We start from the raw sequence: 21,809 nt of genomic DNA on the forward strand, positions 1-21,809 counted from the left end.
GCGGCCGGTGCGCAAGGACAACAACAAACATCTACTGAGCACTCCGTACGGCGGTACATACGTGGCCCCGGTGTAGCCGTCGGCGCCAGCGTCCCAACAGAACCGCTCAGAGGGACCCGGCACAGATGACATCGCCACCGCGTCCCGCGTTCAGTTCCGATGTGAAGGGGATATCACCATGCAGATCCTGCTCAACACCGACAACAACGTGCAGCTCGATGGGGAGCTGTTGCAGCGCGTTGAGGCCGACATCGTCTCCGGGCTCTCCCGGTTCAGTGACCAGATCACCCGCGTGGAGATCCATGTCAGCGACCAGAACGCCGATAAAGTCGGGGGCGGCGATAAGCGCTGCATGCTGGAGGCACGCCCGGCCGGACAGCAGCCGGTCGCCGTCACCCACAACGCCGACTCGGTTGACGAAGCATGCGCCGGGGCCTTGGACAAACTCGAAGCTCTCCTCGATACGACGTACGGCCGTTCGCATCAACGCAAAGGCGGTCAGTCCATTCGCCACTTGCCAGTTAGCGAAGAACTGATCTGATCGGCTCACCCATCACACGGCCGGTCGGTTGAAGGTATGGTTTTCACCCATGGCGTCGATGACAAGAAGCTGGCGAACTCGTCGGCGAACAGCGCATGAGGGCGGGAAGGAGTCGAGATGCTCGACGATGTGGAACGTCGGCGGCTCGCCGAGATCGAGGCGTGGTTCGAGGCCGACGATCCGGACCTGAAGCGCCGACTGGCCCGAGGCCGGTCGTATCGCCAGACCCTCTTCCTGATGCTGGTGATCACCGTGGCCACGCTCGCCGTCACCGCGGGTGCAATGCTTGTGGGTCCGCCGGCGGGTATCGCCGCCGGCCTCACCGTGGCGGCGATCGTCGCCGGGTACCGCTTTGACCTGCGCAGCCGCTCAGGTGCGGCCAGACGCAACGCTGACGTCGATACCCGCGAACCTGGATCCGCACCTCGGAGATGACCGCGACACCTGCGGAATCCAGCCGGTGATCAGCGTGGTGATGGTAGGTCTGCGCGCGCCGCTATCCCGCTGACCCCGGCAAGCAGCACCACGATGGCGCCTACAATTACGTCGTTCCAGGTAGATGACGCGGCGTGGGGATCATGCCCGAACCCGAGCACGAACGGCGCGGCGATCAGCCACACCCCGGCCGCGACGTTAACCATGCTCAGCCAGCCCGTTGACGTCCGTGAAATGACCCGGATCAACGCGACCACAATCAGCACAACCCCCACGACTCGGTCGTTCGACCGCCCGTCAAAACCGGGCGAATAGCGATAGTCCGCAAAAATTGACGCACCGAGCAACCACAGTCCCGCGAAGACGACGAACACGCTGGGGTTGATCGTCGGCGGGCCTGCCGCATCGCGCTTGGCGGAGCCTTTGAACAGATACATCGTCAACTCCCGAGGGCTGCGGTGCCGTACTGCGATGTGGTCTTCCACCCGGCATCGCTGGCGGATAACCGGCAGTCACCGCCGCCAAACGCGCGTATGTCGGTCGGTCAGCTGTGTTTGACGATGACGGCGTAAGAGCCGCAGCCGATAAGCCGGTCGCCGTCAACGGCTCCGTCCCGGGTGCGCAGGGCGATGACGACGCCGCTGGCGGGGTCGAAGTCGATGTCGTCGACGGTGCCGATCTCGGTGCCCGCGTCGGTCAATAGCCGCTTGCCCAGCAGTTCGGTGCTCTTGGTGCCGAGATCGGCGGCGGTGCCGGTCGCCGTGGTGACGACGTCGGCGTTGGGGACGGTGACCCGGTCGGCACCGAACGAGGTCAGGTCGGGCCAGTGCAGGGTGTCGCCGTTGCCGGAGGTCTTCTTCAACTGCACGGCGACGATCCGAGCGGTAGCCGCGTCGATGAGGAGTCCGGCGACGGTTCCGACGGTCTCAGCGGTGCTGGTGCTGATCACGGTGCGGCCGGTGGCTTCACTGAACAGCATCGGCTCCGCCTTTCAGGTGGGTGCGGAAGGCGGCCACGGCGGCGCCGAACCCGGCAAGGTCGTGGGCGACGAATTCGGTGGCGCCGGCCGGCACGACCAGGGCTTCGCCGGAGACGGAGAGCGCGTCGGGCAGTGGCAGGAGCACCCGCTGGCCGCTCGTGCTCAGCGCCTCGCCGGCCTCGATCTCGTAACCGACGACGTCAGTGGAATTTCCGACCTGCAGGATGACGTCGACGACCGTGCCGAGATCGGTGCCGGTATCGGTCACCACCCGATTGCCGAGCACGTTACGGTCGCGCACGTCACCGGCCTCGGCCACCTCGTCGCGGCCGGTCAGCACATCGGTGCTGGAGATGATGACGGCGTCGCGGCCGATCGCCCTGATCCCGTTCAGCGGCAGGGCCTGCTTCAGCGGACTGGCGAAGATTCCCCGGCCGTTGAGGGTGAAGCCGCTGACCGCCCCGCCGGATGCGTCGTAGACCACGTCCTTGATCTGGGCCACGTCGTCGCCGGCGAGCGTGACCACTGGGCGTTTCACCAGTTCCGTTGCCCGCACCAGCAGACTCATGATCGGTCACCGTGCCGGGCTTCGTCATTGATCGAGATGACTCCGCCGCTGCGGCGGCGAGCCTGAACCAGTAGGAATCCACCGACGAGAACCGCGATGACGACTATTACGATGATCAACCACAGCCACCATGACATGGCGCTGTCCCCCTCAGGGTTACCCCGGCCCCGCGGCTCAGCTGAGCTGCCGAAAATGCCGTCACGGCCGGTGCTACAACGCTACGGCGCCCCGGCGCATGCGTCCACGACCGGACCAGACGCGAGCCCCATCTGCGAGAGCTGACATCCGAGCACGCGACACGGCAATCATCAGGCACTTGCGCACCGCGACGACTTTCCCCACTGCCCAGCGTCACTGGGTGCTTCCCCCGGGCCCCGGCACGACGCCCCCCTCGCAAGAAGCGATGACGCTCTGTGAGTGACGGTCGGTGAGCGGTGATTCGTTCGTGGCGCTCCGTCCCGCGGATGATGTCGTAGTGTTCGGGCGTCGTGAGTCTTCTGCTCGCGGTCTGTCGCCCCAGTCCCCGGCGGCGTATGTCTTCACGTCGCCCTCCGGGAGTTTCGGTGTCAGTGTCGGACCGTAATGTTGCGCTTCTTCGGGCAGCTTGTCGGCGCGAAGCTGTATTGCTTGGCCCGTGCGGCGGGCCGGAGCGCCTGCGATGGCTGGTCCGCCGGATCGCCGATGATGATCGCGAAGCGTTATGCGAGCTGTTCGATCGGTGCTCCGGCTTGGTGGCGCGCCGTTTACGCCGTCAGGTGTCGGACCCGCATCGCGCCGGGGGTGTTCTCGCGGGTGCCTTCGTCGAGGTGTGGAGGCTTGCCGCGCACCACGTCGATCCCGGCACTGACGTCGTGGCGTGGGTCGAGGAGATCGTCCAGCGGCGGGTCGCGGACAGTCGGCCCGCCGCATTGTGGGCAGCGGTCGCTGCCTGGCCCGGGGTGGGCTCACTCGGCGCGTTGTGGGCGCAGGACGTCGAGATCGAACTCGCCGAGTTGCTCAGACGACGTGTCCCGGCTTGTGCCTGAGGTCCTCGCGAGGCAGCCTCCGCTGAGGATCTTGAGAAGTCGGCCAGATAATTGTTCCGGGGGCGGCGGGTCATCCCGGTCGGGCTCCGAGCTGCAGCGTGGTCGGCACGGCGGTCGTGCATCCGATTCGCCTGAGCTCGCTGTCACGGTCCGGAGGAAACGTCACCGTAGCGGGTAGACACACGGCATGAGGCGTGAAGCTTTGTTGGTGGCCGGGGTCGACGTGGGTGGCACGAACATCGAGGTCGGTCTGGTCGACGCCGACCACCGGGTTCATCAGCGGGCGAAGGCGCCGACGCCGACGGCAGGTCCGGGTGCCGTATTGGAGACCATCACCGATCTGGTGACCTCGCTGGATACCGCGCCGATCGCGGTCGGTGTCGGGATTCCCGGGGTCGTGCACGAGGGCAGCGTGCTGACGGTGCCGAACCTGCAGGGCTGGCATCAGCCCGTCGACGTCGGGGCGGGGCTGACCGAGCGGCTCGGGTTGCAGGTGGCGTTGGGCAACGACGCGAATGTCGGGCTGCTCGGGGAATGGCTCGCCGGTGCGGCCACGGGCGGCTGCAACGTGCTCGGGGTGTGGATGGGCACCGGCATCGGCGGTGGCCTGACCTTGGACGGGCGCCCGTTCTCGGGGGCTCGGGGCGCGGCCTGGGAGATCGGACATGTCGTAGTGCAGGCCGGTGGGGCGTTGTGTTCGTGCGGGCGGCGCGGCTGCGCCGAGGCCTATGCCGCGCAGGTCGATGAGTGGTGTCGTGTCGGCCATGGTCGACGCCGGCCGACCGGCGAATCTCGACGAGATCCGCGAAGAGGAGGGCAAACCGAAACTCACCTCGAAGGTGTGGGCGCGCGCCTTGGACGAGGGTGACGAGGTGGCGGTGAAGGTCTTCGCCACGGGGGTAGACACGCTGGGTGTCGCGATCGGATCGGCGATTAACCTGCTGGACCTCGATCTGGTGGTCATCGGTGGCGGTCTGACGGAGAAACTCGGCCAGAGTCTCGCCGATCGACTCGCCGCCGCGGCCAGGCCGTGGATGCTGCAGCCCAGCCCTGACCTGCGGTTCGTGGCGGCCGCGCTGGGCGACGACTCCGGTGTAGTGGGCGCCGCGTCGCTGGGCCGGGCTGCGCTGCTGGCCGGATGACGCAAGACGGCCTGGTGCGCCGCCGTACCGGCCACGCACCAGGCGATCCGAGGAACGGTTGAGGGACTTCGGCTCTGCTGTGCAGGCGGGATCGGTCCCGTGTCAGACGCCGGACGGGCCTGCGTCCCCCGGCTTCTCGGCGTGGCCGCCGAACTGTTCACGCATCGCGGACAGGGTCTGGCTGGCGAACTGGTCGAGCCCACGGGAGCTGAACCGGGAGGTCAGAGCGGTCAGCAGCACCGGTGCGGGTACGCCTTCCTCGATCGCGGCGATAGCGGTCCAGCGGCCCTCACCGGAGTCCGACACCCGGCCTGAGTAGTCCTTCAGGTCCGGTGATTCGACCAGCGCGGCGGCGGTGAGGTCGAGCAGCCAGGACGAGATGACACTGCCGCGGCGCCACACCTCGGCGACCGCGGCGATGTCGAGGTCGTAGCGGTAGAACTCGGGGTGCACCAGCGGTGCGGTCTCGGCGTCGGCCTGCCGGTTGGTCGCGCCGATGCCGGCGTTGCGCAGGATGTTGAGGCCTTGGCGTAGGCGGCCATGATCCCGTACTCGATGCCGTTGTGCACCATCTTCGCGAAGTGCCCGGCCCGGCGGGGCCGCAATGCAGAAAGCCGTGTTCGGCCTCGACGGGATCCGGCCCGCGTCCGGGGGCGCGTGGCGCGGTGTCGAGACCAGGGGCGATGGCGGCGAACAACGGTGCCAGCCGAAGCACGGCCTGGTCGTCGAGTGAGCTGCTACCGATGGCGCCGTCAGCGACGAGCGCCTGAACCGCGGCGGGGTCGGTGTCGAACACGACACAGTCGTGACCGGCCTGCGTCAACCGGCGTACGAGATTGGCGCCCATCCGCCCGAGTCCGACCCTTCCCAATTGCATGTCACGGTCCCATCGACAGGTCGCGAGGCGTGCGGTCGCCAGCACGGTGCCCGCAGTGTCACGGCCGAAACCACCGCGGCGTGCAAGCCGGCCTCTGCGACGGTGCCCGCAGCCACGCCGAGATCTGGGTCCGATGCCGCTGAGCCCGGCGTGATTCGCCGTCGCCATACCGGGTAGGCGGGTAGAGGTTCGATTCACCCCGAAGCCGTCATCTGTCTGACTGGCCCGTTGCTGGAGATGATGCTGCGTATGCCCAAGCCGCAACTGCGCGGGCCAGCACTTTCGCCGCTGCCGTGTCGAGTGGCGTTCGCCGGGCACCGTCGTGACGACCACCAGCGCCCCTCGCGGTCGGAATGTGCACCAGGCCGTCACGCCTTTGGCGAAGTGCGTTGAGAGCGACCGTCCGGCAGTGGTGGCGTGCGGCGTCCGACGCCTGGCGAACGCAGCTGTGGCCGGTTCCGGCCCTGGCGGTGACAGCCGGTGTGGTGCTGGGCGTAGCAGTGCCGCAGTTCGACGCGCACGTCGACGACGAACTGTCGGCAAACGTGACGGCGTATCTGTTCAGCGGCGGCCCCGAGGCCGCGAGGACAGTGCTGTCGGTGATCGCCGGTTCGCTGATCACGGTGACATCGTTGACGTTCTCCTTGACGGTGGTCACCCTGCAGCTGGCGAGCAGCCAGTTCTCGCCGCGCCTGCTGCGTACCTTCACGCGTGACCGGCTGGTGCATGTCAGCCTCGGCCTGCTGCTGGGCACCTTCACCTACGCGGTGACGGTGCTGCGCACGGTCCGGGCGTCGCTGTCCGACCATGAAGCCTTCGTTCCCCAGTTGGCGGTGACCGGGACATACCTGCTCGCGCTGGTCAGCGTGATGACGCTGGTGCTGTTCCTGGCACACCTGGCCCGTCAGATCCGGGTGGAATGGATGCTCCGGGAGGTGCACGCCGACGCCACCGTCACCATGGGCAGGGTCCTGACCGACGCGCCGGGTCCCGGCACCACCGCACCGATCGCACCACATGCCCCACCGGAAGCTGTGCCTTTGTGCGCCACGGCCTCGGGATTCTTCACCTCGCTCGACGAATCGACCTTGCTGACCGCAGCGATCAAGGCCGGCGCTGTGGTACAGATCGACCGGTGCCCGGGCGACTCGCTGATCGCAGGCACCCCGATCGCCCACACGTGGCCGTTCACGGCGGCCGGCCCGATGACTGACACCGACCGAAATACCCTGCAGACCTGCATCGGCGTGGCGGTCGACATCGGCTTCGAACGTACCGCGGCGCAGGACATCGCCTTCGGCCTGCGGCAGATCGTGGACGTCACCATCAAGGCTCTCTCGCCCGGGGTGAACGATCCCACCACCGCGGTCCATGGTCTCGGTCACATCTCCGCCCTGCTGTGCACGGCGGCCCGCAAGGACCTCGGCCCCCGGCTACTGCGAGACCACGACGACCAGATCCGAGTCGTCCTGCGCCGACCAACCTTCACCGAACTGCTGGAACTGGCCATCGCGCAGCCCCGCCGCTACGGGAAAGCCGATCCACACGTGCTGGCGCGCATCGCGATGCTCCTACGGGAGGTCGCCTGGGTAGCCGTCACTCCCGAACAGCACCACGCGATCGCCGACCAGATCGAACGACTCGCGGCGGCCATCAGCCGACAGGACTTCGACGACATCGAGCACCGCAGGCTGCACGACCAGATCAAGGACGTCCGCCGCGCGTTGATCGGCCGGTGGCCATCCACAACCACCTCATGAGCGCCACCAGGAGCAACGCCACTACTTGACGACGAAGTCCCGCTGCCGCAGCCCCGGCCATATCCTCGGCGCCGGGCAGTTCACAGATCGTGATAGGTTGTGGTGTTGTCGAGAGCGGCCGGGCGACTGGAATCGCCCAGCTCTCCGCCTGCCTTGCTGCTGTTCGTCTGCTGGTTGCCGACGAGATCGGCCGTTCCTGTCCACGGGCTGCGGTCAAGGGTTTGCTGATACGCGTGCCGGTCCGCCGGCGTTGGCGGGCGGACCGGCACGGTTGGTGGTGGTCGGGTCAGGGCGTGGTGCAGGTGAGGGCTGGTGTGCTGCTGGTGCCGGAGCCGATGAAGCCGAAGGTGGTGCTGGTACCGGCGCCGAGTGAGCCGTTGTAGGCGGCGTTGCGGGCGCTGACCGTGGTTCCGGTTGTGGTGACGGTGGCGCCCCAGGCTGAGTTGACCCGTTCGCCGCTGGTGAGCGCCCAGCTCACTGTCCAGGTGGTGATCGCGGTGGATGTGGCGGTGACGCGTACCTCGGCTTGGAAGCCGCCGGACCATTGGGAGATGACCCGGTAGGTGGCCGAGCATCCGGCGTTTGGGTTGCCGGTCGGGGAGGTGGTCGGGGTGGGCTGGGTGGTCGGGGTGGCGGTGGGCGTGGGGGTGGGGCCGCCGCCGGTGAAGTTGACGTCGCTGCAGAAGTAGTAGGACTGGTCGAGGTGGCTTGCTTGCCACACGGTGTAGACGATGTGGTGTCCGGTGCGTCCGGGTGCGTTCACCTCGACGGGGGTCGTGGTGCCGGTTGGGACGTTGGTGACCTGGCCGGCCAGTTCCAGGTCGCTCCACCTCGGCCGTTGGGTGGTGGGGTCGAAGCCTTGTTTGGTGACGTAGACGTGGATGTAGTCGGCGCCGTGCGAGGACTGGTCGTACAGGTTCAGGGTGAACCGGTTGGGGCGGTCGACGGTTTTCCATTGGCCCGGTTCGTCGAAGGCGGCGTATCGGCCGTTGGCGGTCATGCCGCCGCTGCAGAGTTGCCCGTCGGGTACGGCGCTTTGGTGGTCGCCGCCGACTCCGTCGCGCAGCAGGCCGTTCCAGTTCCACATGGCGCCCGGGTTAGCCTGCCATGCCTGGTGGCACATCGGGTCTTCGGTGGCCGTTTGCGCCGACGGTCCGTTGGGCCACCGCTGGTAGCAGCCGTAGTGTCGGGCGATCGGGTCGCTGACGGCTCCGTGCGCCGAGGCCGGGGCGGCTAGCACGGTGCTGGCCAGCAGCCCGGCCGCCACCGCGAGGAGAATCCGCCGGATCCAGGCCCGGCGTGGGAACGCCTGGTGTGTCATCTTCTTCTCCAGGTAAGGGCAGCCGGGTGTCAGGAGTACGGATTCTGGGTGAGCAGGTGTGCCTTGTAGCCCTCGCCGATGCCCGGCTCCGGAGTCCCGCTCCAGTCGAGGATGAGCACGTGTCCGCCGCTGCAACCCCAGGGGTTCCAGGTCCAGGCGAGGTAGCTGACGCCACGGGCGTCGGCCCAGTCCACTAGGGTCTGCATGTAGTCGAAGCCGCAGTTGTCCGCACCGAACTCGCCCAGCACGATCGGCACCTGCTGCGCCAGCGGGGCGATCTGGGTATCCCAGCAGGACACGGTGGCGCAGGCGTTGAAACTGTACGCGTGCCACGAGGCGGCGATGTTGTTCAGCGGGTCCTTCGGCTTGTACTCCAACCACTGCCGCATGTCGTTGGTCCACTCCAGGCCGCCGACCATGAGCACGTTGGTGGCGCCGGTTGCCCGGACCGCGTCGACTAGGTCTTGCATGCCGGCTACCTCGTAGGGGATGCCGGTGCAGGTGCCGCCGTCGCGCAGGCATTGCCAGCCCAACGTCTTGTTCCATTCAGCGGACAGGTCGGGGTACGGCTCGTTGAACAGGTCGAACACAACCGCGTCGTTGCCCTTGAACGCGTTGGCGACGCCGGCCCAGAACTGCGGGGCGTACTGCGCGTCCGGCATCGGCTTCTGGCAGGTGGCGTGCTCGTCCTTGCAGTGCCAGTCCGGCCCGTTCGTATAGGCACCCCAGTTCCAGTGCAGGTCCAGGATGGGGTTGATGCCGTTGGCGACCAGCAGGTTGACGTAGTCCTTGACACCCTGCTGGTACGTGGCGCCGCTGGGCGAGCCGTTGAGGCCGAGCCAGCACTGCTCGTTGAGCGGGATCCGGACGGCGTGGATGTTCCACGTCTTCATCGCGTCGATCGACGCCTGGTCGACTGGGCCGTTGTCCCACTGGCCCTTGCCCTGCACGCAGGCATACTCACCGCTGGAGCGGTTGACGCCCAGCAGCCGGTAGGGTGTCCCGTCCGCGGTCATGATCTTGTTGCCGGAGACGCGTAACTCGGGGGCGGGGCCGGTGGGCGCGGGTGTGGTGGTGGCTGTGGGTGACGGGCTGGCACTGGTTGGACTGGCGGTCGGTGTGCTCACCGAACCGGTACACATGGTGCCGTTGAGCGAGAACGATGCCGGCACCGGGTTCGCGCCGCTCCACGCGCCGCCGAACCCGATCGAAGTGGACGCTCCAGTGCCCAGCGACCCGTTCCAGCGCATGCTGGCCGCGGAGACGCGGGCACCGGACTGCGTCCAGGTCGCACTCCAGCCCTGGGTGACGCGCTGGCTGGCGTTCGGGAAGTCGAACGCAAGGGTCCAGCTCGACATCGCGTCACCGAGGTTGGTGATAGCGACGTTGGCGGTGAACCCGCTTGTCCACTGGCTCTGCACGGTGTATGTGACGGAGCAGCCGGATGCGGCCGCTGAGGCGGGAAGGGTAGCGGTGGCCAAGCCGCCCAGTACGAGCACGCCGGCTGCGCCAGCGGCCAGCAGTGCATGACGATGCTTCATGGGATCTCCTCTTCATCGGGAGGGATCGATGGGAGCGCTCCCAGCAGCTTTATCAGTCTTGTTACGAAAGTCAATACCTGCCTAGTACGGCAGCCGCCATTAGCAGTCTGACCTGTTGGGATGTGGTGGGGGTGGTGTCCAACATAGACGCAGCCGCCTGTTGATCATGTGTTTGTGAGGACAACAAGATCGAAGGCGGCTGCTGCTGCCAGGATAGAGGCTGCCCGGACGGTGCGGACCGCGGGTGAGCTGCTGGAGCGGTTGCGGTCGTGTTTCGTGCGTACACAGACGTGGCAGCACGCCGGCCGGTATGTAGCGGCGCTGGTCAGCGAGATCCCGAAGCGCAACGGCTGGACGATCGCGCAGCAGGCCGGGGACCGGACACCGGATCGCACCCAGCGGTTGCTGAACCGGGCGGTGTGGGACGGGCAGGCCACGGCCAGTCAGGTGCGCCGGTTCGTGGTGACCGGTCTGGATGGCGTCGCCGGGCGCCGGACGCGGCGGGGGTTGCGGATCGCCGCGCTGGACGAGACCGGCCAGGCCAAGCAGGGCACCGCGACGTGCGGGGTGAAGCGGCAGTACCTGGGCTGCGCCGGCCGGCTCGCGAACGGGATCAACACGGTGCATCTGGCATTCGTGCGTGAACGAGTCGGGCACGCTTTGATCGCTGCCCGGCAGTGGATCCCGGCCGAGCACCTGGCGGATGCGGACACCGTGGCGGCGATGGGCATCGCGGGCGGGCTGGCCTTCCGGACCAAAGGGCAGCTGGCCATTGACCTGTGCACCGACGCCTATGCTGACGGTGTCGCCTTCGATTTCGTCTGCGGCGTCGAGGTCTACGGCAACTGCACCCAGCTACGCGAGTTCTTCGATGACCAGCAGCAGGCCTATGTACTGCGTGTCGCATCCAGCTTCATGCTCACCCTCAACGCCGAGATCCGGATGACCTGCGCGAAGGCCGTCGCCCTACTCGCCACGAACGAACGCCGGTGGCAGATCCGCTCGGCCGGTGCCGGTTCGAAGGGACAACGCTGGTACGCGTGGGCGTGGATCGCGACCGCCAGTCCCCGGCACTACCTGCTGGTCCGCCGTCACCTCAGAAGCGGTGAACTGGCCTATCACTACTGCTACGTGCCGCACGACCAACCGTTGACCCTGGCCAGGCTCGTGCGAGCCGCCGGGCTGCGCTGGCCGGTCGAGGAAACGTTCGAGTTCAGCAAAGACTGTTTCGGCCTCGACCAATGCCAAGCCCGGCTGCACACCGCCATCGCCCGGCACACCGTGCTGGTCATGACCGCCCTGGCCATCTGCGCAGTCGCCGCCGCCCGCCTCAAGATCCGTACCGACACCCAAGCCCTACCACCGAACACACCCGACCAACAGCCACCGTCCGAGCCCGGCATGATCCCGCTGACCATCCCCGAGACCGCACGCCTACTCGCCACCACCTGGCACCAGCCGAAACCCGCCGACCACGACACCCACTGGCGCAACTGGCGACGCCGCCACCAAGCCCGAGCCCGCTGGTTCCACCAACGCACCCGTCTCAACCGAGAGTATTCCCTGGCCAACTAGCAAATGGCGGCTGCCGTACTAGTTCGACCTCTCCGCGGCCGGTGGAAGCCGCACGGTAGGCGCACCACAGGAAGTGAAGTAGCCTGGCAAAGCGGCGGATGGAGGAGGAAACCGTGGCGACCAGCCCGATCTGGGCAAGCCGGCCGAGGACGCGGGGCCTGGTTCTTGACCTCATCAGGGCGGCACGCACGATCAGCCGGGTGGAGCTCGCGACGGCGACCGGTCTGACGGGCGCCACCATCTCCGAGGTCGTGCGCGAGCTCATGGGCGACGGCCTGGTCGTCGAGGCCGGCCGGGGCGCGTCGACCGGTGGCAAGCCCCGCACGCTGGTACAGCTCAACCGGCTGGCCCGCTACAGCGTCGGGGTGCAGCTTGAGCGCAACATTTGCGTGATCGTGGTCGTCGACCTGGCCGGCCGGCCGGTGGCCCGCACCTCGTTCCAGGGCGTCGCGGCGATGCCGCCGGAGCAGGCCCTGCCCCGGGTGGCGGCGCAGGTGGACGCGCTGCTGGCCACGGCGGCCGTCGACCGCGACAAGGTGTTGGGGGTCGGCCTTGTCAGCTACGGCCCGCAGGACCGGCGCGCGGGTGTGCTGTTGACGCCCCAGCCCACCGATCAGTGGCTACGCCATCCGGTCGCGGGACGGCTGGCGGAGACGCTTGGGCTGCCCGTCCTGCTCGACAACGACGCCGCGGCGGCGGCGATCGGCGAGTACTGGATGGGTGCGGTCGACCCGGGCTCCACCTATGGCTGCATCTATATGGCCACCGGAATCGGCGGTGGCGTCGTGGTCGCCGGTGAGGTGTACCGGGGCAGCTCCTCCAACAGCGTGGAGATCGGCCACATCTCCATCGACGTCAACGGCGACCAGTGCCCCTGTGGCAACATCGGCTGCCTGGAAAACTACGCCGGCCCGGCGGCCCTGGTCCGGCAGGCGATTGCCACACCGGGGCTCGCCCAGCGGCTGGCGCTCGACCCTGCCTCGGCCGACTTCCTCACCGAGTTCGCGCGGATCGCGGCCGCCGCGAACGCCGGCGACCCCGCGGCGCGGAGCCTCGTCGAGCAGTCGGCCCGCTATATCGGCTGTGCCGCCGTCACCATGGCGAGCCTGTTCGACGTGGACAGGATCGTGCTGGCCGGAACGAGCTTCGCGGTGGCGGGCTCGATCTACCAGACGGTGATCCAACAGGAAGTGGACCGCCGCACGTTCATCAAGCGGGCACATCCAGTGCGGGTAGTGCCGTCAGTCAACGGATCGGACGCGGCAGCGATCGGCGGAGCAGTCCTCGTCCTGCAAAGCGAGCTGACCCCCGCACATTCCCGCCCGGATGACGGGGTGCCGCCGGCGCCCGCCGGCACGGGCGAGGCACCCTGACTCTGCCTCTAGGCCGTGACTGGCGGATCGTGGATGTCGGTCGTTGAAACGGGTATGGCGCGTTTCGATCTGACGGATCGCGAGTGGGCGATCTTGGAGCCGTTGCTGCCCGGGTACGGCAAACGGGGTGGTCGGTGGCGTGATCACCGGCAGGTCATCAACGGGATCTGCTGGGTGAAACGGACCGGTGCCCCGTGGGCGGACATGCCCGCACGGTATGGGCCGTACCAGACCGCGTACGACCGGTTCCGGAAATGGGCGCAGGACGGTACCTGGGCTCGGATCAGGGCTCAGGTCATCGCGTTGGCCCAGGCCGAGGACGACATCGACTGGGACGCACAGGCTGACTCGACGATCGTGCGTGCTCACCAGCACGCTGCTGGGGCGCGTAAAGGGGGCTCAGCAGTAAGGATTCGCAGGCACGTCAAGGTCTGGGTCGCTCCCGCGGGGGACTGACCACGAAGGTGCACCGATCCCCATGATCCGTCAGTTAAGCCCTAGACGGCCGCAACCGCGTATTGACTTTCGTAACTAGCCTAACTAAGGATATTGGGCGGCACTTCCAGTGATGCCTATGGATGGCGCCGCTTCAGGGCCGTTCCATCGAGACGGACCCGCTCGTTCCGAGGAAGGACCCCGCCACATGCGCAAGAAGCTCGCGCTGTCCGTCGCGCTGGCTGCGGGCGCGGCGGCGGTCGCTCTGGTCACGGTGAACGTCCCGAGCGCCAGCGCCAGCGCCGCCCCGTCCGTGCCGTATTCCTGGAGGAACGTCCGCCTCGACGCGGGCGGATTCGTCTCCGGCATCGTCTTCAACCCGACCGAGCGGAACCTCATCTACGCGCGCACCGACGTCGGCGGCGCGTACCGGTGGAACCAGAGCACGAGTTCCTGGACGCCCATGCTGGACTGGGTGGGTTGGGACCGCTGGGGTTGGAACGGCGTGCTGAGCCTGGCCAGCGACCCGGTCAGTCCGGCCCGGGTGTACGCCGCTGTGGGGATGTACCTCAACAGCTGGGACCCCAACAACGGCGCGATATTGCGCTCCGCCGACCGGGGCAATACGTGGCAGGTCACCGAGCTGCCGTTCAAGGTGGGCGGCAACATGCCCGGCAGAGGCATGGGCGAACGCCTGGCGGTGGACCCGAACAACAACAATGTGCTGTACTTCGGCGCCGAGGCCGGTCAGGGCCTGTGGCGCAGCACCGACGCAGGCGTGACCTGGTCGCGGGTGACGAACTTCCCCAACGCGGGCAACTACGTGCAGGATCCGGCCGACCCCAACGAGTACCTGACGTTCAACCAGGGCGTGGTGTGGGTCGCGTTCGACAAGGCCAGCGGGACCTCGGGAAGCACGACGCCCGGCATCTACGTGGGCGTGGCGGACCTGCAGAACACCGTGTACCGCTCCATCGACGGCGGGTCCACATGGGAGCGGGTCGCCGGCCAGCCGACCGGCGCGTTCGCCCACCAGGGCGAGGTCGCCGCCGGCGCGCTGTACATCGCGACCAGCGACAAGGGCGGCCCATACGACGGCGGCACCGGTGCGGTCTCTAAGTACCAGATCTCCACCGGCACCTGGACGAACATCACCCCGCCCACGCCGGGTGGCGGCGACAACTGGTACGGCTTCTCCGGCCTGTCCATCGACAAGCAGGCCCCTGACACCGTCATGGTCACCGGCTACAGCTCATGGTGGCCGGACACGTTCATCTTCCGCAGCACCGACGCCGGCGCGACGTGGCGGCCCTTCTGGGACTACACGAACGGGAACCGCACCAACCACTACAACCTCGACATCAGCTCGGTGCCGTGGCTGACGTACGCCGCCCAACCCTCGCCGCCGGAGCAGGCGCCCAAGCTCGGCTGGATGACCGAGGCGCTGGAGATCGACCCGTTCAACTCCGACCGGATGATGTACGGCGGCGCCTCCGTCTACGGCACGACGAACCTGACAGCACTGGACACCGGCGGCACGGTCAACCTCACACCGATGGTGCGAGCCATGGAGTCCAGCGTCGTCACCGATCTGGTGAGCCACCCGAGCGGGCCGCTGTTCTCCGGCCTGCTCGACATCGGCGGGTTCCGGCACACGAACCTCGACGCCGTCCCGGCCCTGATGTACACGCCGTTCATGTCCGCGGTCACCAGCCTCGACTACGCCGAGAACAACCCGATGTGGATGGTCCGCGTCGGCCAGACCGACCGCACCAACTCGGCGAACATCGCATACTCCACCGACGCTGGAGCGAACTGGTTCACCGGCAGCGTGCCCGACGGCGCCCAGCGCGGCCACGTGGCCATCAACGCCAACGCCAGCCGCGTCGTGTGGAGCAGCGAGAACGCCGGCGTGTTCTTCTCCACCAGCGTCGGCGGCTCGTTCAGCCCATCCAGCGGCCTGCCCAACCAGGCCCGCATCGAGGCCGACCGGGTCAACCCCAACACGTTCTACGGGCTCTCGGGCGGCACGTTCTACGTCAGCACCGACCGCGGACAGAGCTTCACCGCAGCCGCGACCGACCTCGGCTCGACCGGCCAGTTCAAGACGATGCCCGGCGTCGAGGGCGACATCTGGCTCGCCAGCGACACAGGCCTTTACCACTCGACCAACTCCGGCTCGACGTTCAGCAAGATCGCGGCGAGCTCGAGCGCGGTGAGCGTCGGATTCGGCGCGCCCGCTCCCGGCCGCACCAACCAGGCGCTGTACACGATGGCCACGATCGACGGAGTCCGGGGCGTGCACCGGTCCGACGACGCGGGGATCAGCTGGGTGCGGATCAACGACGACCAGCACCAGTACGGCAACGCCGGCCAGGCCATCACCGGCGACCCGAGCGTCTACGGCCGGGTGTATCTCGGCACCGACGGGCGCGGCGTCCTCGTGGCCGATCCCACCGGTCCGCCGACGAGCACCCCAACGTCGCGTCCGCCGACGACCGCCACGTCTCAACCGCCTACCCCGCCGTCCGTACCGCCGCCGACGACCTCGCCGCCGCCGACGGGCGCCGATGGCTGCTCAGCCACGTTTCTGCGGATCGGCCAGTGGGGCACCGGTAGCGGCGGCTTCCAGGGCGAGGTCCGGGTCGCCAACGCCGCAACGACCGGCACCACGGGCTGGACGGTGACCATGACCTTCGCCAACGGCCAGATCCTGTCGCAGATCTGGGGCGGCCGGACCGCGATCCCCGGCAGCAGTCCGTACACCGTGGTCAACGAGGGCTGGAACGGCGCACTGTCACCCGGCCAGACAGCGACCTTCGGGTTCCTCGGCAACTGGAACGGAATCAACAACCCACCCACGGTCAGCTGCGCCCGCACGCCGTTGTGACGCCTGGGCTGGGACGCCGACCCAGCCCAGGCGGATAGCGAGGGCGCCCTCCCGGCGTGCGGGAGGGCGCCCTCGCTCCGCGTGACGGCCCCGCGAACGCGCGGGAGTTCGACATGGTCGAGACCTCGCTGCGGGCGCTGACGCCGGGCTGGGCCACCGCCCGCACATCCCAGTCGTGCAGGGCGAACTCCGACAACACTATCTGACCGGGCTGCTGGCGCCGCGGGACCGGAACAAGACGTTGACCGGGCTGGCCGGGTCCGAGCCGGTCATCGGGGCGCAACACGCTGCGGTGCAACGGTTGCAGTACTTCTTGTCGCAGTCCACGTGGGATCCCGACCAGGTCAACCGGCGGCGGCTCGAGTTGCTGGTTAACGATCCGGCGACCGCGCCGCACGCTCGTGGCGTGCTCGCGATCGACGATTCGGGCGACCGCAAGGACGGCACCGCGACAGCGCACGTCGGCCGGCAGTGGCTGGGCCGTTACGGCAAGACCGACAACGGCATCGTCACCGTGACCACGGTGTGGGCCGACGAGCGTGTCTACTATCCGCTGCACGCCGAGCCCTACACCCCGGCCTCGCACTTCGCGAAGAAGCAGGCCGATCCCGGGTTCCGGACCAAGCTGCAGATCGCCGCCGACCTGATCGGCAAGGCCCAGGCTGCCGGGGTGGTCTGCCGGGCGGTGGTGGCGGACAGCTTCTACGGCGACCACGACCCGCTACGGGGACTACTGAGCCGCAGCGGGCTGGGGTTCGTCATGGCTCTCAAGCCGTCGCGCGGCACGTGGCAGTACGGCGCCGACGCTTACACGCCGAAAGACGCCGCCCGGCTCGTGCCCTGGGGCGGCCCCGACGATCCGGGCGGCTGGCAGCCGGTCGTGCGCCGGTTCCGAGACGGGCACACCGAAACCTGGTGGGCCACCGACGCCCGGCTGGGCTGGTGGGGACCCGACGGACACACCCGTCTGGTCATCGCCACCACCGACCCGCACACATTGCCGGACAAGGGAACCTGGTACCTGGCCACCAACCTGCCTCGCCCCGGCGGCCCCTACGACGCCCCGGACGCAGCCCACGAGGCGGCGGATCTGACCGAGGTCGTGCGGCTCTACGGCATCCGGCATTGGATCGAGCAAAGCTACAAACAGGTCAAAGACGAACTGGGCTGGGCCGACTTCCAAGTGCGCTCCGCCATCGCGATCCGCCGCCACCAAACCCTCGTCAACTGCGCGTTCTCGTTCTGCTGGGACACCTGGTTCGACCCACCATCCACCGACGACGTGCACACCACGGCTGCGGATCCGTCAGGCGACGACTCCGCAGAGAGGGGGCCCATCCGAAGGACCATCAGCCGGATACCCCAGCTGGCCTAAAGCACTACGCGCCGTCCGGGCTTCGTGACGCCGATCAGGCGGAACACGTCCACGTCGGGGAACAGCCGGACGGTTTCCCGGGCGAGGGCTGGATTGGCTGGTTTTTCGGCGAAGGCGAGCGTGATCAGCGCCCCTCCGGCACCCAGCCGTAGGGGCGAGCAGCGCGCGGCGCAGCGCGAGATCATCTGGCTCGACCCGGCTGAATGTCGCTTCCGATGGCGGGACGAAGGCCAGGAAGACCGCGACACCTAGCAGATCCATTGCCGACAACAGGCCTACCGGTCCGGTCACCAGCAACGCAGATCGCCATGGCCACGGCCGCATCACCGGCGGTCAACACCCGAAAGCGCGCACGTCCAGCACGTGGGCCAAGGTCGCCAGCACGTCAGTACCGCATGGCTCGGTTGGGCGTTTACCGGGCTTGCGGTGGCTCAGCGCTGGTGAGCCATCCGTAGTCGACGGCTTTTGATCACGGCGGGTCGAGGACGGTTCGGATGCGGTCGAGGAGGGTTGTTTCGGAGAAGGGTTTCTCGACGAGGATGACGCCAGGGTCGAGGGTGCCTTGGGAGGCGAGGACGGGTTGGGCGTAGCCGGACATGTACAGCACTCGGGTGTGGGGGGAGAGGTCACGGATTTTGGTGGCGAGTTCTTTGCCGAGCATGTGGGGCATGATCACGTCGGTGAGCAGCAGGTGGATGTCGTGGGTGCATTGTTCGGCGATTTTGAGGGCTTCGGGTCCGTTGTGGGCGGTCAGGACGTGGTAGCCGTTGCGGCTGAGGATGCGGCGGGTGACTTCTCGTAGGGCTTCTTCGTCCTCGACGACGAGGACGGTTTCGCCGCTGTGGCTGCGCGGTGCGGGGGCGGTGGGTTGTTCGACCTGTTCGGGTTGTTGGTCGGTGGCGGGGAGGTAGGCGGTGAATGCCGTTCCGGCGTCGGGACAGGATCGGATGTCGGCGTGGCCGCCGGCTTGGGTGATGATGCCGTAGACGGTGGCCAGGCCGAGCCCGGTGCCTTCGCCTTTGGGTTTGGTGGTGAAGAAGGGTTCGAAGACGCGTTCGGCGACGTCGGGGGCGATGCCGGTGCCGGTGTCGGCGACGCGGAGCTTGACGTACCGCCCGGTGCGCAGGCCCGGCGGTGCGGTGGTGGTGTCGGCGATGGTGAGGTTGGTGGTGTCGATGCTTAGGGTGCCGCCGTCGGGCATCGCGTCGCGGGCGTTGACGGCGAGGTTGACCAGGACCTGTTCGAGCTGGCCCGGGTCGGCGAGCACGGGCCACAGGTGGGGGTCGGGGGTGGTGTGCAGTTGGATGTGTTCGCCGAGGGTGCGCTGGAGCAGGGCTTCGATTTCGGCGACGACGGTGTTGAGGTTGAGTACCTGTGGTCGGACGACTTCGCGGCGGCCGAACGCGAGCAGTTGGTGGGTCAGTTCGGTGGCGCGTTCGCCGGCTCGCTGGATTTGGCGGATGTCGTGGCTCACCTGTGGCCAACGTCCGCCTTCGCGGTCGGCGGCGTCGGCGATCTCCTCGGCGACGAAGGTGGTGTAGTTGAGCATGACGGCGAGCAGGTTGTTGAAGTCGTGGGCGACGCCGCCGGCGAGTTGGCCGAGGCTTTCCAGCCGTTGCGCCTGGTGCAGCTGGGCTTCGAGGCGTTCGCGTTCGGCGGCGGCCTTGAGTCGTTCCCGTTCGGCTTGGGCCTCGATGCGGTCGGTGACGTCGCGGATCGCGGCGGACACGATCGGACCGTCCTCGGTGTCGAGGGCGGACAGGCTGATCTCGGCGGGGAATTCGGTGCCGTCCTTGCGCCGGGCGGCCAGTTGCGTGCCGGCGCCCATGGGCCGCGGTTGTGGGTGACGGAAGTAGTCGGTGCGGTGGGCGGGGTGCACGCGTCGGACCCGGTCGGGGACGAGGATTTCGATCGGTTGGCCGAGCAGTTCGTCGCGGTGGTAGCCGAACAGGCGTTCGGCTTGGGCGTTGACAAGGGTGATCTGGCCGTCGGCGGCGACGCCGACGATCGCGTCGGGGGCGGCCTCGAGTAGGCCGCGGAATTTCGCCTCGGCCCGGGTGCGCTCGGTGACGTCGCGGATCGCGGCCGATACGAGGATCCCGTCGTCGGTCTGGATGGACGACAGGGAGATCTCGGCCGGGAAATGACTGCCGTCCCGGCGCCGCCCGGCCAGTTGCATGCCGGCGCCCATCGGGCGCGGCGCGGGGTCGGTCAGATACCCCCGGCGGTAGCCGGGGTGCCGGTCCCGGGCGTATTCCGGGACCAGGATCTCCACCGGCTGGCCGAGCAGCTGGTCACGCTGGTAGCCGAACAACTGTTCCACCTGTGCGTTGACCAGGGCGATGGTGCCGTCTGGGGCGACCCCGACGATCGCGTCCGGGGCGGCTTCGAGCAGGCTGAGGAACTTCGCCTCGGCGCGTTGCCGTTCGCTGATGTCGCGCGATACCGACGCCACGCCGATGATCGTCCCGGCGGCGTCGGTGATCGGGGACATGCTCAGCGACACCGTGACCGTGCTGCCGTCTTTGCGGACCCGTTCGGTCTGGTACTGCTCGACCCGCTCCCCGCGACCGATGCGGGCGAGGATGCCGGCTTCGCTGGCCCGCCGCGCGGCCGGGAAGAGTTCTTCGGCGTTGCGGCCGATCATCTCGTCCGCGGTGTAGCCGTACAGGCGTTCCGCACCCGGGTTCCAGCTGGTGATCACGCCGTCCAGGGTCTTGCCCATGATCGCGTCGTGCGAGGACTGCACGATCGTGGCGAGGCGGTTCTGGGCCTCGGCGGCCCGTCGCCGTTCGGTGATGTCGCGGACTGCGGCCGACACCAGCGTGCCTTCCTCGGTCTCGATCGAGGACAGCGAGATCTCGCACCAGAATTCGGTGCCGTCCTTGCGTCGGGCTGACAGTTCCAGCCCGGCGCCCATCGGCCGGGGCTGCGGCTGGGCGAAGTATTGCCGGCGATGCTCCGGATGCACCGAACGGACCCGGTCTGGGACGAGGATCTCGATCGGTTGGCCGATCAGCTCGTTCCGGCTGTACCCGAACAGCCGTTCGGTCTGAGCGTTGGCCAGGGCGATGGTGCCGTCCCGGGTGACCCCGATGATTGCGTCGGGGGCGGCCTCGAGCAGGCCGCGGAATTTCGCCTCGGCTCGGATCCGGTCGCTGACGTCGCGTACCGCTGCGGACACCAGCAACCCGTCTTCGGTGTCGATCGAGGACAGCGAGATCTCCGCCGGGAACCGGCTGCCGTCCTTGCGCCGGCCCGCCAGTTGCATCCCGGCGCCCATCGGCCGCGGCGCCGGATCATGCAGATACCCGTCGCGGTAGCCCGGATGGGCGTCGCGGGCGTACTCCGGGATCAGGATCTCCACCGGTCGGCCGATAAGCTCGTCCCGGCCGTACCCGAACAGCCGTTCGGTCTGCGCGTTGACCAGGGCGATGGTGCCGTCCGAGGTGGCCCCCACGATCGCGTCGGGTGCGGCCTCGAGCAGGCCACGGAATTTCGCCTCGGCCCGGATCCGGTCGCTGACGTCGCGGACTGCGGCGGCCACCAACGGTCCCTGCTCGGTGTCGATCGGTGACAGGGATATCTCCGCCGGGAACCGGCTGCCGTCCTTGCGCCGGCCCGCCAGGTGCATTCCGGCGCCCATCGGCCGTGGATGCGCATCCGCCGAGTACCGTCGCCGGTGGCTCGGATGTACGTCGCGGGCATCCTCAGGTACCAACAATTCGATCGGCTGGCCCAGCAACTCCGCACGGTCGTATCCGAACAGCCGTTCCGCCTGGGCGTTGACCAACCCGATCAACCCATCCGCGGTCACCGCCACGATCGCGTCCGGCGCCGCCTCCAGCAGCCCGCTGTCCCCGAATGAACGCTGCGTCACCATCTCGACCGCCTCACCCCCGGAAGAGGTCGCCCTCACCGGCGAGACCCCACGCCTACGGTAGACCGGGTTGGGAGCATTCATGCCGAATC

General features: G+C 68.1%; 18 protein-coding genes and 2 pseudogenes. 11 read left to right on the forward strand and 9 right to left on the reverse strand.

Annotation, left to right across the window (positions count from 1 at the left end):
* The first annotated feature begins 178 nt into the window (after positions 1–178).
* Positions 179–541 (forward strand): HPF/RaiA family ribosome-associated protein, encoded by a 363-nt coding sequence (locus tag Ari01nite_RS46435; protein ID WP_203790795.1) that lies wholly within the window; start codon positions 179–181, stop codon positions 539–541.
* Positions 542–658: 117 nt separating this feature from the next.
* The gene (locus tag Ari01nite_RS46440) at positions 659–976 is read left to right on the forward strand and encodes a DUF3040 domain-containing protein (protein ID WP_203790797.1); all 318 of its coding nucleotides are present in this window, start codon (positions 659–661) and stop codon (positions 974–976) included.
* A 29-nt stretch (positions 977–1,005) separates the two neighbouring features.
* Here Ari01nite_RS46440 and Ari01nite_RS46445 read toward each other — a convergent pair whose 3' ends face one another.
* The 3 genes from Ari01nite_RS46445 to Ari01nite_RS46455 form a co-directional block, all read right to left on the reverse strand.
* Complete coding sequence (locus Ari01nite_RS46445) at positions 1,006–1,413, reverse strand: SPW repeat protein (protein ID WP_203790799.1); 408 nt, start codon at positions 1,411–1,413, stop codon at positions 1,006–1,008.
* Between the two features lie 107 nt (positions 1,414–1,520).
* Complete coding sequence (locus Ari01nite_RS46450; RefSeq protein WP_203790800.1) at positions 1,521–1,955, reverse strand: PRC-barrel domain-containing protein; 435 nt, start codon at positions 1,953–1,955, stop codon at positions 1,521–1,523.
* Positions 1,942–2,523 carry a PRC-barrel domain-containing protein gene (locus Ari01nite_RS46455; RefSeq protein ID WP_203790801.1) on the reverse strand — a complete coding sequence of 194 codons (582 nt, stop codon included), beginning with the start codon at positions 2,521–2,523 and terminating at the stop codon, positions 1,942–1,944. Before Ari01nite_RS46455 ends, Ari01nite_RS46450 begins: the two co-directional genes overlap by 14 nt.
* Before the next feature lie 563 nt (positions 2,524–3,086).
* On the opposite strand from Ari01nite_RS46455, the gene Ari01nite_RS46460 reads away from it, so the two are divergent.
* From Ari01nite_RS46460 to Ari01nite_RS51180, 3 genes are all read left to right on the forward strand, one after another.
* Positions 3,087–3,548 (forward strand): sigma-70 family RNA polymerase sigma factor, encoded by a 462-nt coding sequence (locus Ari01nite_RS46460; protein WP_203790802.1) that lies wholly within the window; start codon positions 3,087–3,089, stop codon positions 3,546–3,548.
* Positions 3,549–3,735: 187 nt separating this feature from the next.
* Positions 3,736–4,416 (forward strand): ROK family protein, encoded by a 681-nt coding sequence (locus Ari01nite_RS46465; RefSeq protein WP_203790803.1) that lies wholly within the window; start codon positions 3,736–3,738, stop codon positions 4,414–4,416.
* A 4-nt stretch (positions 4,417–4,420) separates the two neighbouring features.
* Entirely contained in the window at positions 4,421–4,690 is a 270-nt protein-coding gene (locus Ari01nite_RS51180; RefSeq protein WP_203790804.1) for an ROK family protein, read from the forward strand.
* Between the two features lie 102 nt (positions 4,691–4,792).
* On the opposite strand, the gene Ari01nite_RS46475 is transcribed toward Ari01nite_RS51180, so the two are convergent.
* On the reverse strand, positions 4,793–5,143 hold the full coding sequence (locus tag Ari01nite_RS46475) for a hypothetical protein (RefSeq protein WP_203790805.1): 351 nt from the start codon (positions 5,141–5,143) through the stop codon (positions 4,793–4,795).
* A 328-nt stretch (positions 5,144–5,471) separates the two neighbouring features.
* Positions 5,472–5,735: pseudogene (locus Ari01nite_RS51345) on the reverse strand (NAD(P)-binding domain-containing protein); the annotation flags it as partial.
* 221 nt (positions 5,736–5,956) lie between these two features.
* On the opposite strand from Ari01nite_RS51345, the gene Ari01nite_RS46485 reads away from it, so the two are divergent.
* Positions 5,957–7,327 (forward strand): DUF2254 domain-containing protein, encoded by a 1,371-nt coding sequence (locus Ari01nite_RS46485; protein WP_203790806.1) that lies wholly within the window; start codon positions 5,957–5,959, stop codon positions 7,325–7,327.
* A 286-nt stretch (positions 7,328–7,613) separates the two neighbouring features.
* On the opposite strand, the gene Ari01nite_RS46490 is transcribed toward Ari01nite_RS46485, so the two are convergent.
* Positions 7,614–8,648: a lytic polysaccharide monooxygenase gene (locus Ari01nite_RS46490; protein ID WP_203790808.1), complete on the reverse strand. Its 1,035-nt coding sequence runs from the start codon at positions 8,646–8,648 to the stop codon at positions 7,614–7,616.
* 29 nt (positions 8,649–8,677) lie between these two features.
* Entirely contained in the window at positions 8,678–10,189 is a 1,512-nt protein-coding gene (locus Ari01nite_RS46495) for a cellulase family glycosylhydrolase (protein WP_203790810.1), read from the reverse strand.
* Between the two features lie 231 nt (positions 10,190–10,420).
* On the opposite strand from Ari01nite_RS46495, the gene Ari01nite_RS46500 reads away from it, so the two are divergent.
* The 5 genes and pseudogenes from Ari01nite_RS46500 to Ari01nite_RS46520 all read left to right on the forward strand — a co-directional run bounded on the left by Ari01nite_RS46500 (position 10,421) and on the right by Ari01nite_RS46520 (position 17,837).
* Positions 10,421–11,764: an IS701 family transposase gene (locus tag Ari01nite_RS46500; RefSeq protein ID WP_275410944.1), complete on the forward strand. Its 1,344-nt coding sequence runs from the start codon at positions 10,421–10,423 to the stop codon at positions 11,762–11,764.
* Positions 11,765–11,877: 113 nt separating this feature from the next.
* Positions 11,878–13,137 (forward strand): ROK family transcriptional regulator, encoded by a 1,260-nt coding sequence (locus Ari01nite_RS46505; protein ID WP_203790814.1) that lies wholly within the window; start codon positions 11,878–11,880, stop codon positions 13,135–13,137.
* 54 nt (positions 13,138–13,191) lie between these two features.
* A pseudogene (locus Ari01nite_RS46510) lies at positions 13,192–13,607 on the forward strand (IS5 family transposase); the annotation flags it as partial.
* Between the two features lie 173 nt (positions 13,608–13,780).
* Positions 13,781–16,462 carry a cellulose binding domain-containing protein gene (locus Ari01nite_RS46515; protein WP_203790817.1) on the forward strand — a complete coding sequence of 894 codons (2,682 nt, stop codon included), beginning with the start codon at positions 13,781–13,783 and terminating at the stop codon, positions 16,460–16,462.
* Positions 16,463–16,637: 175 nt separating this feature from the next.
* Positions 16,638–17,837 (forward strand): IS701 family transposase, encoded by a 1,200-nt coding sequence (locus Ari01nite_RS46520; protein WP_203790818.1) that lies wholly within the window; start codon positions 16,638–16,640, stop codon positions 17,835–17,837.
* Here Ari01nite_RS46520 and Ari01nite_RS46525 read toward each other — a convergent pair.
* Together Ari01nite_RS46525 and Ari01nite_RS46530 are read right to left on the reverse strand one after the other, a co-directional pair.
* On the reverse strand, positions 17,834–18,022 hold the full coding sequence (locus tag Ari01nite_RS46525; protein ID WP_203790819.1) for a hypothetical protein: 189 nt from the start codon (positions 18,020–18,022) through the stop codon (positions 17,834–17,836). The two genes, Ari01nite_RS46520 and Ari01nite_RS46525, sit on opposite strands and share 4 nt — an antisense overlap.
* Before the next feature lie 284 nt (positions 18,023–18,306).
* Positions 18,307–21,717: a PAS domain-containing hybrid sensor histidine kinase/response regulator gene (locus tag Ari01nite_RS46530; RefSeq protein WP_203790820.1), complete on the reverse strand. Its 3,411-nt coding sequence runs from the start codon at positions 21,715–21,717 to the stop codon at positions 18,307–18,309.
* Positions 21,718–21,809: the final 92 nt, after the last annotated feature.

This window comes from Paractinoplanes rishiriensis (assembly GCF_016862375.1).
GTDB classification, from domain to species: Bacteria; Actinomycetota; Actinomycetes; order Mycobacteriales; family Micromonosporaceae; genus Actinoplanes; species Actinoplanes rishiriensis.